This is a genomic window from Kaistella gelatinilytica, from assembly GCF_015679325.1.
In the GTDB taxonomy this organism is placed as follows: Bacteria; Bacteroidota; Bacteroidia; order Flavobacteriales; family Weeksellaceae; genus Kaistella; species Kaistella gelatinilytica.
Map to the genome: position 1 here is coordinate 301,772 of NZ_JADPVI010000003.1, position 17,564 is coordinate 319,335.

A 17,564-nucleotide genomic window follows, 5' to 3' on the forward strand; every position below is an offset into this window, starting at 1 on the left:
AAAAGATCTTAAGTTGTTGGAATTTTCCTCTAACTTATTATAAATAAATGATTTATGAATTGATAATTTTAAAGTCCAATTGCTTTTGAACTAAATTAACTTTCATCACCTTGATGGTTACTTTGTCGCCTAACTGATATTGATTTCCTGTTCGGCTTCCCTGAACCAAATGATTTTTTTGATCATAAGAGTAAGAATCATCCATTAAATCACGAAGTTTAATCAAACCTTCTGCACCATTTTCCGGAATCTGAACCCAGAAACCAAAATCTGCAACACCCGAAATTACACCGGTAAAATCTTCGCCCAAATGTTTCTCCATAAATTTGACCTGCATAAACTTGATAGAATCCCGTTCTGCATCGGCTGCTAAACGTTCTCTCGCACTGCAATGCTTACATTTTATTTCATACTCCTCTTTATTCGGCGATTTTCCGCCATCTAAATAATGTTGTAACAATCGGTGTGCAATTAAATCAGGATAACGTCGAATTGGTGAAGTAAAATGCGAATAATAGTCGAATCCTAAACCGTAATGTCCGATCGGATCTGTAGAGTAGATCGCTTTACTCATGGATCTCATGGCCAAAGTTTCGATCATATTTTCCTCCCCTTTTCCTTTCACGTCACCCAATAATTTATTTAAGGATTGCGCTACTTTTTTAGTGTTCGCCAGATCCATTTTATATCCAAAAGTTCCTACAAAATCGCGCAAAGCTTCTAATTTTGCTGGATCAGGATCATCGTGAATTCTATAGATAAATGTTTTTTCGGTCGGTTTTCCATTTTTTAAAGAAACAAATTCTGACACTTTTTTATTGGCCAATAATGCAAATTCTTCGATCAAATGGTTGGAATCTTTGCTCACTTTAAAGTAAACTCCAATCGGCTGGCTGTTTTCATCTAAATTAAAACGGACTTCGCTGCGGTCAAAAGTTATGGCTCCATCTTCAATTCTTCTTTTGCGAAGAATTTTTGCCAAACGGTCTAAAACTAAAATTTCTTCCGTCAGATCACCTTCCTTCGTTTCAATTCTTTCCTGTGCCTCTTCGTACGAAAATCTTCGGTCAGAATGAGTGATCGTTCTGCCTAACCATTCGTTTAGAACTTCCGAATTTTCATTCATTTCAAAAACTGCGGAAAACGTATATTTATCTTCATTCGGACGCAGAGAACATACCTCGTTACTTAAAATTTCGGGTAACATGGGAACAACACGATCAACCAAATAAACGGAAGTTCCGCGCTCGTAAGCTTCATCATCCAGCAAAGTTCCCGGAACAACGTAATGCGAAACGTCGGCGATATGAACGCCTATTTCCCAGTTTCCGTTGTCTAATTTTTGAATAGACATTGAATCATCAAAATCTTTCGCATCTTTCGGATCAATCGTGAATGTGCAGATATTACGCATATCACGGCGTTTTTCTAACTCTGCTCCACCAATGGTTTTATCAATTTTATTGGCTTCATTTTCAACTTCTTCAGGGAACGAATAAGGCAATCCATATTCTGCTAAAATGGAGTGAATTTCTGTTTCGTGATTTCCGGGCATTCCCAAAACCTTAATGATCTCGCCAGTCGGATTTTTTTCGCCACCTTTCCATTCAGTCATTTTGACAACGACTTTTTCTCCATCTTTTGCACCTCCAATATTGTCGCGGGGAATAAAAATATCGGTGTTGATGGATTTTTTATCGCAAACTACGAAGCCAAAATCTTTTTCTTTGATCATTTGTAAAACTCCGACAAATTCATCACGCTTTCTTTCCAAAACTTCCAAAACAGAACCTTCCATTTTTTTGCCTTTGAAATTGTAAGTAACGATGAGAACTTTATCGCCTTGCAGCGCATCTTTCACATTTTTGGAATGAATGAATACGTCATCTTTCATATCATCAACTCTTACGTAAGCATTTCCAGCTTGGTTAAAATCGATGGTTCCGGTTAAAGTTCCTTCTATATTAAGATTGATGATGTATTTTCCTTTTTCTGTCTCCTTAATTCTTTTTTCGGAAAGTAATTTGTGCAAAGACTGAATAACCTGTTCTCTTTGACGCGGGTTTTTATAATCGATACCGTCGGAAATCTGTTTATAGTTATAAATCTTCGCGGAGTTTTTGTTCATAAAATTAAAAATCAAACTGCCAATTTCCTGAAGTTTGTTATTATTTTTCGATGATATGAATTTGCTTTTTTTAGCCATAAAATAAAAGGTGTTTGAAGTAGTGAATTAGCAAAAAGCAATTTTATCTACTCTATTTTGATGTCTTCCACCTTCGAAATCGGTGGTAAGGAATTTTTCAACGATATCGATTGCCAACTCGCTGGATATAAAACGTGCAGGAAGTGCGATCATATTCGCATTATTGTGTTGTCTTGCCAATTCAGCCAGTTCCGTTTCCCAGCATAAAGCACAACGAATTCCCTGGTGTTTATTAGCAGTAATTGCAACGCCTTCGCCACTTCCACAAATCAGAATTCCTAATTCGTTTATTCCATCTTCCACAGAGGTTGCAGCGGGATGAACGAAATCCGGGTAATCTACAGAATCCTCGGAATAAGTCCCGAAATCCTGCACTTCATATTTTCCTTCCAGATATTTTTTGATGATCTCTTTGTATTCAAAACCTGCGTGGTCAGCAGCAATCGCTATTTTTTTCATTTTTAAATGTAATTTATTATTTTACAAATCTTACAAATTTAATACTATTAATATAAATACGGTTTGATTGAATCTTAAATCTTTCGATTCTAAATTAATTTTCATTACCAAAAACGATCTCGCGTGAGCGATGGAAACGGCTACCCCGCAACTAGCGCAGGCAAAAGCAGGGGAGTGAGGAGTAATAGTGTACAGCGCGACCCGACAGATGCGGGAAAGTAGTCAGTATTATGATAAGCAAAGGAGAGGGGCACGTCATAAAAAAAGTAACAGAATAAAATGTTAGCATCGCCTCGAAATGGTGTGGATAAGTCGGTGAAACAAATCCTTTTTTAATTCATTTTAAATTCATACTGCACTAAGTTTTTGAATTCTCAACAGAAAGTTTGCAGAAAGTTTAGGAAGCAAATTGAAGAGGTTTTCAATATTAACTTTCCTAATAGCGTAGCAGTAGAAAACTTACTAATAATTGTTGGTAAAGTCCTCAAGTCATTATCTATCAACGAATTAAAATGTGAACTAAATATGAACTACACCGCTACTAAATGTGTTAAAATTTCTTAATTTTATTTCTCCCCAAACACCCAGACTACAACAACATTACTCATCTTCTTTTTTTAATAAAAGAATATAATGTAGATAAATTGAGGTTTTGGGGATTGTGGAATTTTAAGTGAGATTAAATTTTTATTCGAGGGAATAAATCCTAAATTTGTGAAACCAAAAACAGGAAAAACTATGAAGACAATCAACGATTTTAATTTCAAAGATAAAAAGGCTTTGGTCCGTGTGGATTTTAATGTTCCACAAAGTGCCGATTTGAAAGTTACGGATAATAGCCGAATTAAGGCAGTAAAACCCACGATCGATAAAATCTTGAACGATGGAGGTTCTGTAATTTTGATGACGCATCTGGGTAGACCGAAAGGTAAAGTTTCTGAAGAATTTTCTTTGAAAAATATCATCCCGGAAATTGAAGAGGTCTTAGGTAAAAAAGTTCAGTTTTGTAGCGATTGTATTGGAGTAGATGCTGAAAATATGACCAAAAATTTAAAACCTGGAGAAATTCTTTTGTTAGAGAATCTGCGTTTTTACAATGAAGAGGAAAATGGGGATGTTCAGTTTGCAGAAAAATTATCAAAATATGCTGATGCTTATGTGAATGATGCTTTCGGAACGGCGCATAGAGAACATGCTTCGACTGCGGTAATTGCACAATTTTTTCCTTCAACTAAGTTTTTCGGTTTATTGATGGCAAAAGAGTTGGAAGCAATTGATAAAGTGCTGAAAAGCGGTGAAAAACCTGTCCTTGCAATTTTAGGAGGATCAAAAGTTTCTACAAAAATTACGATTATTGAGAATATTTTACCTGCGATAGATCATTTGATTATCGGTGGTGGAATGGCTTTCACGTTTGTAAAAGCTTTGGGCGGAAAAATTGGAAACTCACTCGTTGAAGCAGATAAATTAAAGTTAGCCCTGGAAATTTTGGAAAAGGCAAAAGAGCAGAATGTGAAAGTTCATTTGCCGATCGATATTATAATCGCTGATGAATTTAATAATGATGCGGAAACGAAAGAAGTAGATGTTTACGATATTCCCGACGGTTGGATGGGATTAGATGCCGGTACGAAAACGCGATTATTGAATCATGATGTAATTATGAATTCGAGAACAATTTTGTGGAATGGACCAATCGGTGTTTTTGAAATGCCTAATTTTTCGGCAGGGACAATTGCTTTGGGTGATAGTATTGCAGAGGCGACGGAGTTAGGAGCTTTTTCTCTTGTTGGAGGAGGAGACAGTGTTGCATTTGTAAAACAATTCGGTTATGAAGACAAAGTAAGTTATGTTTCAACTGGCGGAGGCGCAATGCTGGAGAGTTTGGAAGGAAAAGAACTTCCGGGCGTAAAAGCGATCAATCATTAAATAACTAAGCCTTTAGTTTTATAGTAAAAAAAGGTTCCCATGTTTTGAGAACTTTTTTTTTGTTGATATTTTAACAATACCTTAAATAAAAAATATTTTTCGAATTAACGCCATTGTTCAATTCCTAAAAATTATAGTCTTAAAAAATCTACCGTTTCATTTGTTAAGAAATTTATTTTCATGATTGATTTTTGAAAAGTGAGGAATTTCAGAAAATATAGGAGAAATCAGCTTGCAGAAATAGGTCTAAAACCAAAAAACTATTTTTTTTCGATAACATATATCAAACTGGAATATTCACCAGTTTTTGATGCTTTAAAATTAGAAATGCTTCCGAAAACCAATCCTTTTAACCAAAAAAATGCAGATTTCTTGTATTTTTCGCTGAGCATTGAAATATAAAAGGAATCGAGTAGGAGTGGTTTGATTTTTTTCATTTTCCAATTTTCGGTATTCATTAATTTTTCCATTCCCGATTTTGTAAAATGATAGATATGTCTTGGTACATCGTAAGCAGCCCATAACTCTTTATAGTGTAAAGCGTCGAACGAAGCAGGATTCGGAACTGCAATAATTAATAAACCGCTGTCTTTCAGTTTATTATGAAATATATATAAGATATCTTCTTGATTATCAATATGTTCGAATACATGCCATAAAGTGATTGCATCTAAACTTTCATTTTCTATAGTATTTAGATCACTTAGAATTTTTGTTTTAGATAATTTCTGGGAAGCAAAATTTCTTGCAGCATCATTAGGTTCGAATCCTAAAGTTCGGAAATCATTTTCAATAAACTTTAGAAATTCACCAGCGCCACATCCGTAATCCAGAACTTTTGCGTGTGGTGGTAATTCATCTTTTAAAATATCTTTTTTATAATTTAAATTGAAACCTTGTAAATATTTATAGAGTTTTTCTTTCAAACTTCCAGAATCCTGATGGTGAGAAATGTAATCTACACTATCATAATATTTATCCAAATTGGAAGGAACTGGAGTTGTTCTAAAAACACCTTTTGTTTCCGTCTCTTTTATTTCAAATATTTCCTGGGTTAAAAAATGATCTTTAATTTTCATTTAAAAGTCTTCTTAGTTTAAAGTGAAGTTTTTGGATTGAATAGTATTTCGGAATAAATTCAGAATGTTTCACGTGAAACATTCTGAATTTATCTTCCTAAAAAGATAAGAAGTACATTAATGTCTGCAGGTGAAACTCCGCTAATTCTTCCGGCTTGTGCAATAGATTGTGGTTTCACTTTGTTTAGTTTTTGTTTGGCTTCTGATGATAAAGAATTGATATTCGAATAATCAAAATCCTCTGGAATTTTTATTGTTTCCAAGCGATTAAGTTTGGCGACATTCTCTTTTTCTTTTTCAATATAACCTCTGTATTTTATATTGATCTCAGCTTGCTCCTTAACTTCTTCGGAAAAAATCTCTGTTTGTTCTTTGATAAAATCGATTTCCTCTAATTTTCCTAAAGTCATATTCGGTCTGGTTAGAATCTGCGCGGCACGATAAGCCTGATCAACAGGAGAGGATTCTATACTTGCTAAAACGGGATTAATAACACCAGGTTTTAGCGAAGTTTCCTTTAAATACGCTTCTAACTGATTACTTTTAGCAATTTTTTCTTCCACATTTCTAAGTCGTTTTTCATCAGCTAAACCTAAATTATAGGCCTTTTCCGTTAAACGAATATCTGCGTTGTCCTGTCTTAAAAGTAAGCGATATTCTGCTCGGGAAGTAAACATTCGATAAGGTTCTTCGGTTCCTTTTGTAATTAAATCATCAATGAGAACTCCGATATAAGCTTCGTCGCGGTTTAATATGAATTCACCGTTATCGTGAACTTTATTATGAGCATTAATTCCAGCCATTAAACCTTGTCCAGCAGCTTCTTCATAACCGGTTGTACCATTTATTTGTCCCGCAAAGTATAGATTTTGGATCAATTTTGTTTCCAAAGTATGATACAATTGGGTAGGAGGGAAGTAGTCATATTCTATGGCATATCCTGGACGAAAAACTTTTACATTTTGGAAACCTGGAATATGTTTCATTGCTTTGATTTGAATATCCTCAGGAAGAGAAGAACTGAAACCGTTAACATAGATCTCAACGGTTCTCCAACCTTCAGGTTCTACAAATAACTGGTGGCGGTTTCTCTCGGCAAATCGGTTTATTTTATCCTCAATACTTGGACAATATCTAGGTCCTGTACTTTGGATTGTTCCATTAAACATGGGGCTTCTGTCGAATCCTTCTCGTAAAATATCGTGCACCGTTTCGTTGGTATAAACAATGTGACAACTTAATTGTTTTGTCAGTTTTGGGGTGTCTGAATAGGAGAATTTTTGCGGTTTTTCGTCACCTTTTTGTTCTTCCATTTTTGAATAATCCAAACTTCTACCGTCGACTCGTGGTGGAGTACCGGTTTTCATTCGACCAGATTCAAAACCTAGGGAGACGAGTTGTTCTGTAATTCCGGAAGCTTTTGGTTCACCCATTCTTCCGCCTCCCAGTTGTTTATCACCTACATGAATTAGACCGTTTAAGAAAGTTCCATTGGTTAAAACCACTGATTTTGCTTTGATCGCTATTCCTAGAGAAGTAATTACGCCAACGACCTTGTGATTTTCTATGATCAAGCTTTTAACCATATCTTGAAAAAAGTCCAGATTCTTTGTGTTTTCCAAAGCGTATCTCCATTCTTCAGCAAACAACATTCTATCATTCTGAGTTCTTGGTGACCACATTGCAGGACCTTTGGAAAGATTGAGCATTTTGAACTGAATGGCTGATTTATCTGCTATAATTCCAGAATAACCTCCCATTGCATCAATTTCCCGAACAATTTGTCCTTTTGCAATCCCACCCATTGCAGGGTTACAAGACATTTGTCCGATGGTCTGCATATTCATTGTAATGAGTAGGGTTTTAGACCCGAGATTTGCTGCTGCAGCTGCTGCTTCAGATCCGGCGTGTCCTGCTCCTACTACGATTACGTCGTATATTTCGCTTATCATTTGTTTATTGAATGAATTAATTTGTAAAATGTTTCACGTGAAACATCTATTTGTTTTAAAATTTAGTTGTGCTTATAGCCCCGATGGAAACGGCATCCTATTGTGCAGCGGAGCGGAACAATAGATATAGTGGACAGCGGGAAATAGCTCCTAAAAAATAGACAAATAATAATCTTCTTTGTTTCGCATTTCGGAAATTTCTTCTTCTGTTTTATCCTTGTAACCGCAAAGGTGTAAAATACCATGCGCTAAAACGCGAAGTAATTCAGAATCAAACGCTTTGGATAACGAAGAAGCGTTCTCCAAAATGCGGGGCAAAGATACAAAAATATCTGCTGAAATGGTTTTACCCTTCACATAATCAAAGGTGATCACATCTGTGTAATAATCGTGCTGAAGAAAATCCCGGTTTACCTGTAAAAGATGTTCGTCATCACAGAATATGTAATTAATTTCGCCTGGTTTTTTCTGTTCTGAAATTATAAGTTGCTCTAACCAAATTTCTGTATTTGGTGGAAGAGTAATTTCATCTAAATTTTCGAAGAAAAATTGTATCATATGCTAAAAATAATGTCCCAATACGACACTGAAAATATTATTATTAATGGACAATGAACGGCTGAAATTAATTTTAATTTGACCAACCGGCGACTTATAACCAGCGGTAAGTCCCATTGAAGAAGCATTGACATGGAATATATCGTCAACTTTGATATCGGTAAATAAATTAGCGAGACTTAAACTTGCTTCCAGAAAATAATTTTTATAGACGTTGAACTGGAAACTGTTGATATTAGTTAAGAGATTTTTTGAACTCAGTTGACCGAATTCGTACCCTTGGAACATTGTGAAATTTCCTAAATTTTGGGCGAAAATTCCGCCAATTCGATATTGGTAATAGCTTGGAAGCTTTTTCCCAATGGTAAAACCACCGTATAATCCTAACCGGTAAGTAAACCAGCTTGTAATTGGAAAGTTCAACTGAGTTGTTATTTTTGCCTGTAACGTTCGACCATCCTGATCTTTATTGAGAAGATCTAAAACTTTCCCTTCTGCATTTAAATAGATTCCTTTTGTGGGAAAGCTCTTATCGTCCTGCGTATCACTTTTAATGAAGAGGTAAGCATTCATAAAGTTCGTGCCATTTGTATACGTTGGAGTGCCGGTAAATTTGGTTTCAAAGTAGTCATGACTTATTCCGCCACCAATTGCATATTTATCGCGCCAAACCGACTGAATGAAAGCTTCATTTCTGAACCAGTTCCATTTTTCATAGATATTAGAATCACGATCATTCAAATTGAGAGACATTCCCGAAGCGTAAACGCCGAATCCCGGGATATAACCGTTGTCTATAAAATAATTTAGGTAATATCTCGTCTGGTCGCCGACAACCAGATCCAGTGAAACGATGGAATTCCGAAACAACAATCTTTTGGCAGTCATGTTAAGGAGAAGACCCGTTTTAAAAATTTCATCGTAATGAAGACCAAATTTTAAGAAAAAACGCGTATCATCTTCTGTGACATTGAGCTTTAAATAGTTTTCATTATTTTTTTGAATGATATCGTAATTTATTAAAGTGTAATTATTTGTTGCATACAGCGCATCAATCATTTTGTTGATACCGCCATAAGTTTGAAGCGATGGAATTCGAAGATTCATTTTCCCTTTCACATAATTTTTTCCAAAAATGCGGCTGTTATCGAGGATCAAACTGTCAATTTTATAAACGTTCGAGTAGATCGAACTCAGTGGTGCGCGCAAAACTGTAGAATCTCTCTTCGGGAGCAGGGAGAGAGGCTCAACGTATTTTTTAGCTTCTACATAACCCGAGTCTAAGATCGCTTTCTTAAAATCATAGCTTGTTGCGCCCATCCCCTTTAGGTTCGGACGAATATTGATATCGGTATATTGATATTGGTTTTTTGTTTCACTTTGAATTCCGTAATCGATGACCTGATTTAGGATGTCGATTGCACTTATAAGACTCTTTGCACTTGCTAAACCCTGGCTTAAATCGACTCCAATTACAATATCAATTCCTTTGTCTTTCAAGGGTTTGGAGGGATAATTTATCGTCATCGCGCCATCAATATATAAGGAATCGCCAATTTTTACAGGGTCCATTAAAGAGGGAAAAGCCGAACTTGCCATGATCGAACTAACGAGATCGCCCTTCTCAAAAATTTCAATTTTACCACTCTCTAAATTAGTCGCAATACACATGAAAGGGATGGGAAGTTTAGAAAAATCACTTATTGTAGATACATTTTTGAAGAGCTCTTTTAAGAGATAAATATTTTTTTGACCCGTCGAAATTGCTTTCGGCAAAACATTGATCTTACCGTCTTTCACCGGGACTGTAACAATATATTTGTCAACCGACTTGCTGAAAAAGGAAGTTTCCTGTCTGGTTTTTCCATTAGCGAGGATATTGTAGAAATCGGTATCTAATACAATTTTTTCAATTTCCTTTCCACTATAACCTGAAGCATATAATCCTCCGACAATCGCGCCCATACTGGTACCGGAAATATAATCGATCTTTACACCTAAGGAGTCAAGAACCTTTAAAACACCGATGTGCGCAAAGCCTTTTGCACCACCACCGGAAAGTGATAATCCAATTTTGGCATTTTTAGGCACCCTAAATCCTTCTTTTACCTGAGCTGTCAGGAAAAAACTGCACAAAACAGTAATGATAAGTATAAGTTTTATTTTCATTTAATCTTTAATATAAATTCTTTTTACGCGGCGAGAAATAGAGGTTAATACCTCATAAGGAATTGTATTACAATAAATTGCGAATTCTTCAAGTGAAGGTTTGTCATTAAAAATGATTACTTCTTCCCCTTCATTAATAGGTTCATTTCCAATATTGATCATCATCATATCCATACAAATGTTTCCGACGATGGGAAAAAGTTTTTGGTGTATTCCTACTTTACCGACTTCATTTCCGATCATCCGTGGAATTCCATCTGCATAACCAACGGGAATGGTGGCGATTTTCGTACGATTTTCAGCCAAAAATTTTCGGTTATACCCTATAGAATCACCTTTGTCAACTTCCGAAATCTGTGAAATAACGGTTTTAAAATTTACTGCATTTCGAAGTTGCTTCTTAATTTGTGGATCTGCTGCAATTCCGACCATTCCAATACCGATCCGAACCATATCAAACTGAAATTGAGAATAGCTAATGATGCCGGAAGAGTTTAAAATATGTCGGATAGGATGGTAGTGCAAACCATCAATCAATTTCTCAGAATTGGCTTCAAAAATTTTTATCTGTTCAAAAGTATATTCTTTTTCATCTGGATCATCAGCGGAGGAAAGATGGCTAAAAATGGATTCCACTTTCACATTCATTGTCTTCAACTTGTCAATAAGCTCATCCAACTCATTTGCTTTAAAACCAAGACGATGCATTCCGGTTTCCAGTTTAATATGAATCGGATATTTTCGCTGAATCCCTTTGTGCAAAAGTTGCTCATTGAAAAGTTGAAGCACCCTGAAACTGTAAATTTCGGGTTCCAAATTGTAATCGATAATGCTGTTGTAACTGTGTTGCTCCGGATTCATCACCATGATGGGCGTTGTAATTCCGTTTTTTCGCAGGTCAATTCCTTCGTCGGCGTAGGCAACTCCAAGGTAGTCAATATGATGATGTTGTAGAAACTCTGCGATTTCATAACCTCCCAAACCATAGGAATAGGCTTTCACCATCGCCATCATTTTTGTTTCAGGTTTTAATAAAGACTTATGGATATTGATGTTATGAATAATTGCGTTTAAATTAACCTCTAAAACAGTGTCATGTTTCTGCAATTCTAAAAATGTTTTTAACCGGTCAATTTCGAATTTACGAGCACCTTTCAGAAGAATTAATTCATCTTCTATTTGGTTAAGTTGCGTACTTTCAATAAGTTCCTTCGTATTTTTAAAAGGGTAGGTCTGCGAATTGAAAAGATTTTCAAAATGTATTATTTCTTCACCAATGAGAAATATTTTGCTAAAATCCTGTTGATTCGTTAGGTCAGCGACTTCATGATATAATTTTTCAGAATCTTTACCTTCCACAAAATCAGTGATAATCAGAGTCTTTTTCGGTTTATTGTATTGATGAATGAACTGAAAAGCAATTTTCAACGAATCCATGTCCAGATTATAGGAATCATTGATCACCAAATTATTACGAAGGCCGTTCACGCTTTCCAGACGCATTTCAACCGCCTTTAATGCATTTATCTTTTCGATAATTTTTGCATTTTCTATTTTGAATTCCTTTAAAACTGCAATCACACACATCGCATTACTCAGCGTTGCTTCATCTCTTTGAGAAATTGGTATTTTAATTTCCTCTTGGAAATATTGCAGAACCAACTCGTTTGAATCTCCTCGCCAGTCATTTTTTAGATGAAGATCATTATGAGATTTAAAACCATAAGATATTAGATTTTTACTTGAATAAAGATCATTTATACAATTGTAAACCAAATCGTTATCAGCATTAAAAATAATAGTTTTGGAATCTTTGAAAAGTATCAGTTTTTCTTTAATGAGCTGTTCCTCATTTTCGAAATTTGAAGAATGAGCCGCACCAATATGAGTAAGAATACCAATCTCCGGAGAGAAAATATGTTCTAAAACTTGCATTTCTCCAGGCTTTGAAATTCCTACTTCGAAAATCCCGAGTTCGTGAGTTTTGGTAATTTCCAACAAAGAGATCGGAAGTCCGATTTGTGAATTGAAACTTTTTGGGCTCTTCACGGTAACGAATTCATCAAAAATACTTTGATAAAGCCATTCCTTAACAATGGTTTTTCCGTTGCTGCCTGTAATTCCTATGGTTTTCAATGAAAATTGATGAAGGTGAAATTTCGCCAGTTTCTGAATAAATCGAATTGCATTTTCAACGATGATCCAAGTAATATCCTGAATTTCAGGGAAGTGGTGTTCGCTGATGATGATCTTTACACCTTTTTCAACTGCAGACTGAATATATTTTTCTCCCGAATTTTTTGAAGTATTGATGGCAAGAAAGCCAATGTTTTCGCTGGAATAGATATTACGACTGTCAAACTCGATTGTTTTGACAATCAGATCATTTTTACCAATGAGTTTTGAACCGGTGATTTCTGCAATTTGCTGGGTAGAATAATTCATTTTTTATTTATTCAAAAATTCATCATTGAAAACCCTTCTGCTTACTGCTTCATAACTTTCTGTTTCGCCAAGTTCTACTAAATCTTTACTCGTTGAAATCCTCATCGAATAATTAGCAAGATTTCCGGTTCTCTTACAAATTGCATGAACCTTCGTCACATATTCTGCGGTCGCCATTAAATTAGGGATGGGTCCAAATGGACGGCCCATAAAATCCATATCTAAACCTGCAACGATGACACGTATTCCGCTGTTCGCCAGTTTATTAGCAACTTCGACGATACTTTCATCAAAAAATTGAGCTTCATCAATTCCTACAACATCACAATTAGATCCCAGTAGTAAAATTTCGCTCGGACTGTCAACGGGAGTGCTCCGAATTTTGTTTTGATTGTGAGACACCACTTCTTCAGCAGCATAACGCACATCTAATTTTGGCTTAAAAATTTCCACATTTTGTCCTGCCATTTCTGCACGCCGAAGTCTCCGTATCAATTCTTCCGTTTTACCGGAAAACATTGAGCCGCAGATCACTTCCATCCAACCGCTTTGTTTTGCGTGATTAATTGTATTTTCTAAAAACATTTGTTAAATTAGCCGTAATATTTAAAGCTCAAAAATAAGGAAATTTAATAAGACTTTATTATGCAAAACCTTCAAGATCTACAAGAAAAAATTTTTTTTGAATCAAAGAATATTCTCAATACCCTTTCAAAAATTAATTCTAAAGAAGAACTACTCTCTAAGCAAGATCTATTTGCAGAAGTAGCCGACAGAATTGCCTTTCTAAGAATTTTAGAGAAAAATAAAGAGAGTTTTCAACAAACTGTTGAAGATGCTGACAATCAAGAAATTAACAACAATATTATCGAATCCGGTAATGAAGATTATTTATCCGACTCACCTCTTTCCGAAGATGTTATTGAAGAGGAAGTAATTTTCACGAACGAAATTAATGAGATCGATAATTCTCCCGACCATCCCATTCATGAACTAAGACCCGAAATGGAAGACCCCTTTATTGAGTATAATAATCCTGAAGTATCCAGTGAAGGAAATTCAGATTTTGAAGAGGTCAGTCATGACTTAGAAGATTTTGTGGTCAACGGTAATTTTGCTTCTGATAAAGAAATTCCCTTGGTCGTCGAACAGGAAGAAGCAGATTATGCAGAACGTATTTCTCAGAAAGAAAAAGATTTTTTAGATTCTGAAGAAAGACGGAGAAAAATTGTAGAATTTGGCAAAGTAGAAACTCCTTATCCCGTAAGTACAGAAACTATTTCAGAAGAAAAAATAACAGATAGCAATCCTGAAAAGAAATTTAAACTTGCCAACATCAAAGGTTTGAAAGCAGTTCAAAATTTATTTGATGATGATCCGTTGGAAAATATCGAAGAAAATTCTCCCGAAATTAAGACTAAAACAGTAGATCCCGGAAGTTTATTAAAATCTAACATTGCGACAGATTTTATGGAAGCTCCTAAAAAGCAACATGAATTTAAATTAGATTTCAATGATAAGATCGCATTTACGAAATTGCTTTTCAACGGAGATGAAACTGATTTAAAGAATACGATCGACAGATTAAATTCTTACCAAAAGTTAGAAGATGCCCGACAATATTTGAGTGAAGTTTATTACCAGAAAGACTGGAGTAAAGCCGATGAATACGCTCAAAGACTGTGGGATTTGGTAGAAAGTAAATTTTTATAGCACGCTGTTTCTTTGTAAAATTTAAGAAACTTGTTTTTCATTAAAGGTCAGAATCAATAAATTTAGAATGACAAAAAGTATTTCAGATTTTCAAAATGTCTTTTTCATCGGAGTCGCTGGAGTTGGAATGAGCGCAATCGCCCAATATTTAAAAGGAATTGGTAAAGAAGTTTCGGGCAGCGACCGGTATTTTCATCCTAATGAATATAATAAAACCAAAGAGCAGTTAGAAGCAGAAGGAATTCACTGTTTTCTGCAAGACGGAAGCGGAATTAATGACAAAACGGATCTGATCGTAGTTTCGACGGCAATTGAAGACACGGTTTTTGAAGTTCAGAAGGCCAAAGAGCTCGGAATTCCAATTATTAAAAGGAGCGAACTTTTATCGATCATTGCAAAAAGTAAAAAAACGATTGCCGTTGCGGGAACTTCCGGCAAATCTACAACTTCTGCAATGCTCTATCAAATTTTATTGGATGCGGAACTGGAGCCGAGTATTATTTCCGGAGCTGGTTTAACCAGCATTATTAAGCAGGGAAAAATCGGAAATGCCGCAGTCGGAAAAGGAGAATGGCTTATTATTGAAGCTGATGAAAGCGACGGTTCCGTTGTTCAATATGAACCGGAAATCGGGTTGCTTTTAAATATCGATAAAGATCATCAGGAAATCGATGAGTTGATCGATTTATTTACCATTTTTAAAAATAATAGTAAAAGCTTATTTGTTGTAAATCAATCAAATACATTGGCGAAATCGTTGTCAGCGAATTCTAAAAATGATTTTGGATTTGAAGATAAAAATGCAGGATATTCTGCCGAAAATTTTAATCAAAATGGACTTTCTTTGACTTTTGAAGTTTTGAATCAGAAATTTCAAATGAACTCTTTAGGAAAACATTCCGTCGAAAATGCAACCGCTGCAATTGCAGTCGCACATCAAATTGGAATTGATCTAAAAACCTGCGCAGAAAGTTTAGCAACTTACGAAGGAATTTATCGGCGTCATCAAATTCTTGGACAGAAAAATGGAGTTTGGGTGATTGATGATTATGCTCACAATCCCGCAAAATGTGCTGCTTCGATAAAAGCTTGTCAACCTTTAGCAGAAAAAGTAATTGCCTGGTTTCAACCACATGGTTACAAACCGACGAGATTTCTGAAAGATGATTTTATTCAAGAAATTGCAGATTCATTAAGACCACAAGATGAAATTTGGATGAGCGAAATTTTCTATGCGGGCGGAACTGCGGTGAAAGATATTTCAGCCAAAGATTTAATTGAAGGCATTAAAGCAAAAGGGAAAAATGCCCATTTCGTTGAAGATCGAAATAATTTGTTAGCAGCCTTAAAACCGGAATTAAAAGAAGGAACGGTTTTACTTTTAATGGGTGCAAGAGATCCGAGTTTGGAAACTTTTTGCAAAAACTTATATGAAAATCTATAAATGAGCGGAATCCTATATTTTGTTCCGACACCCGTTGGAAACTTAGAAGACATGACTTTCAGAGCTGTAAAAATTCTGAAAGAAGTCGATTATATTTTATGTGAAGATACCCGGACTTCGGGTTTTCTTTTGAAGCATTATGAGATATCTAAACCGCTGAAATCGTACCATTTACACAACGAACATCAAACGACGCAAAAAGTTATTGATGATTTAAAGAACGGTCAAAACATCGCAATTATAACCGATGCAGGAACTCCCGGAATTTCAGATCCCGGATATCTTTTGTCAAAAGCAGTTTCAGATGAAAAATTAGAAATGCAGTGTTTACCGGGCGCAACAGCTTTTGTTCCAGCTTTGGTTGTTTCAGGATTACCGAATAATGAATTTCTATTTGCCGGATTTTTACCACAGAAAAAAGGACGTCAAACCAAGCTTAAACAATTGGCGGAAGAGAAAAAAACAATCATCATTTACGAAAGTCCGCACAAGATCAACACGACATTAGAACAGATCAAAGAATTTTTCGGCGAGGAAACTAAAGTGAGTTTAAGCAGAGAAATATCAAAAAAATTTGAAGAAACTAAACGCGGAACAATCAACGAGTTAATTGACTTCTCCAAAAGCAAAACTTTAAAAGGTGAAATAGTTTTAGTCGTCAATAATGTAATAACTAAGGAAGACGAAAGCGAAAAACCTTTGTCCAAAAACAAGTACAAAAACTTAGAAAAATAAACGAAAATAATATGGGATTATTAGAAGGAAAAGTTGCCCTCATTACCGGAGCAACTCGTGGAATAGGAAAAGGAATAGCAGAAGTTTTTGCGAAAGAAGGCGCTCAAGTTGCTTTCACTTACGCCGGTTCTGTCGATAAAGCGAAAACTTTGGAAGAAGAATTAGGAAAAATAACAAAAGTAAAATCTTACCAATCCGATGCTTCCGATTACGATGCTGCGCAACAATTAGCCGCAGATGTGATCGCTGATTTCGGTAAAATCGATATTTTGATCAATAACGCCGGAATAACGCGTGATAATTTAATGCTCAGAATGTCCAAAGACGATTGGGATACGATCATCAAAGTGAATTTAGATTCTGTTTTCAACCTCACAAAAGCGGTGATCAAGCCGATGATGAAAGCGAGAGCAGGTTCGATCATCAATATGACTTCAGTTGTTGGGGTAAAAGGAAATGCGGGACAAGCAAATTATGCTGCGTCAAAAGCGGGCGTGATTGGTTTTTCAAAATCGATTGCGTTGGAGTTAGGTTCCAGAAATATCCGTTGCAACGCGATTGCTCCCGGATTTATCGAAACAGAAATGACTTTAGCTTTAGATGAAAAAACCGTTCAGGGTTGGAGAGAAGGAATTCCTTTAAAACGTGGAGGTCAACCGGAAGATGTTGCAAATGCGTGCGTTTTCTTAGCAAGCGATATGTCAACTTATATTACAGGTCAGGTTTTGAATGTTGATGGCGGAATGTTGACCTAATCTCACTTTTCTTTTTTGGGAGCCCCAAGATTTCAGCCTGTCTCGAAGATCAGACCAGCTTTACGCTCTATCTTTTCCTCGTCGTACCTCCTCAAAAAAGGATGCCGCTGCAATCTGGGC

Annotated in this window: 13 protein-coding genes; 5 read left to right on the forward strand and 8 right to left on the reverse strand. The window is 35.7% G+C overall.

Features of this window, described 5'->3' with window-relative positions; all coding sequences use genetic code 11:
- Window positions 1-52 precede the first annotated feature (52 nt).
- Window positions 53-2,206: a ribonuclease R gene (rnr, locus tag IV494_RS12265; RefSeq protein ID WP_196080427.1), complete on the reverse strand. Its 2,154-nt coding sequence runs from the start codon at window positions 2,204-2,206 to the stop codon at window positions 53-55.
- A gap of 27 nt (window positions 2,207-2,233) precedes the next feature.
- Window positions 2,234-2,665 (reverse strand): ribose 5-phosphate isomerase B, encoded by a 432-nt coding sequence (gene rpiB / locus IV494_RS12270; RefSeq protein ID WP_196080428.1) that lies wholly within the window; start codon window positions 2,663-2,665, stop codon window positions 2,234-2,236.
- A gap of 738 nt (window positions 2,666-3,403) precedes the next feature.
- On the opposite strand from rpiB, the gene IV494_RS12275 reads away from it, so the two are divergent.
- On the forward strand, window positions 3,404-4,594 hold the full coding sequence (locus tag IV494_RS12275; protein WP_196080429.1) for a phosphoglycerate kinase: 1,191 nt from the start codon (window positions 3,404-3,406) through the stop codon (window positions 4,592-4,594).
- Between the two features lie 260 nt (window positions 4,595-4,854).
- On the opposite strand, the gene IV494_RS12280 is transcribed toward IV494_RS12275, so the two are convergent.
- The 6 genes from IV494_RS12280 to IV494_RS12305 all read right to left on the reverse strand — a co-directional run bounded on the left by IV494_RS12280 (window position 4,855) and on the right by IV494_RS12305 (window position 13,382).
- Window positions 4,855-5,673 carry a class I SAM-dependent methyltransferase gene (locus IV494_RS12280; RefSeq protein WP_196080430.1) on the reverse strand — a complete coding sequence of 273 codons (819 nt, stop codon included), beginning with the start codon at window positions 5,671-5,673 and terminating at the stop codon, window positions 4,855-4,857.
- A gap of 89 nt (window positions 5,674-5,762) precedes the next feature.
- Window positions 5,763-7,625, reverse strand: a complete 1,863-nt coding sequence (mnmG, locus tag IV494_RS12285; protein ID WP_196080431.1) for a tRNA uridine-5-carboxymethylaminomethyl(34) synthesis enzyme MnmG — start codon at window positions 7,623-7,625, stop codon at window positions 5,763-5,765.
- A 150-nt stretch (window positions 7,626-7,775) separates the two neighbouring features.
- Window positions 7,776-8,183: an rRNA maturation RNase YbeY gene (gene ybeY, locus IV494_RS12290; RefSeq protein ID WP_196080432.1), complete on the reverse strand. Its 408-nt coding sequence runs from the start codon at window positions 8,181-8,183 to the stop codon at window positions 7,776-7,778.
- 3 nt (window positions 8,184-8,186) lie between these two features.
- The gene (locus IV494_RS12295; protein WP_196080433.1) at window positions 8,187-10,352 is read right to left on the reverse strand and encodes a patatin-like phospholipase family protein; all 2,166 of its coding nucleotides are present in this window, start codon (window positions 10,350-10,352) and stop codon (window positions 8,187-8,189) included.
- Window positions 10,353-12,797, reverse strand: a complete 2,445-nt coding sequence (locus tag IV494_RS12300) for a bifunctional UDP-N-acetylmuramoyl-tripeptide:D-alanyl-D-alanine ligase/alanine racemase (protein ID WP_196080434.1) — start codon at window positions 12,795-12,797, stop codon at window positions 10,353-10,355.
- Window positions 12,798-12,800: 3 nt separating this feature from the next.
- Window positions 12,801-13,382, reverse strand: coding sequence for a thymidine kinase (locus IV494_RS12305; RefSeq protein ID WP_196080435.1), 582 nt, complete (start codon window positions 13,380-13,382; stop codon window positions 12,801-12,803).
- Between the two features lie 60 nt (window positions 13,383-13,442).
- Between IV494_RS12305 and IV494_RS12310 the strand changes: the two genes are divergently transcribed.
- The 4 genes from IV494_RS12310 (at window position 13,443) to fabG (ending at window position 17,444) form a co-directional block, all read left to right on the forward strand.
- Complete coding sequence (locus IV494_RS12310) at window positions 13,443-14,510, forward strand: hypothetical protein (protein WP_196080436.1); 1,068 nt, start codon at window positions 13,443-13,445, stop codon at window positions 14,508-14,510.
- 67 nt (window positions 14,511-14,577) lie between these two features.
- Window positions 14,578-15,954: a UDP-N-acetylmuramate--L-alanine ligase gene (locus IV494_RS12315; RefSeq protein WP_196080437.1), complete on the forward strand. Its 1,377-nt coding sequence runs from the start codon at window positions 14,578-14,580 to the stop codon at window positions 15,952-15,954.
- A complete protein-coding gene (gene rsmI, locus IV494_RS12320; protein WP_230380130.1) occupies window positions 15,955-16,689 on the forward strand; it encodes a 16S rRNA (cytidine(1402)-2'-O)-methyltransferase in 735 nt (244 codons plus the stop codon).
- 11 nt (window positions 16,690-16,700) lie between these two features.
- A complete protein-coding gene (fabG, locus tag IV494_RS12325; protein WP_196080438.1) occupies window positions 16,701-17,444 on the forward strand; it encodes a 3-oxoacyl-[acyl-carrier-protein] reductase in 744 nt (247 codons plus the stop codon).
- Window positions 17,445-17,564: the final 120 nt, after the last annotated feature.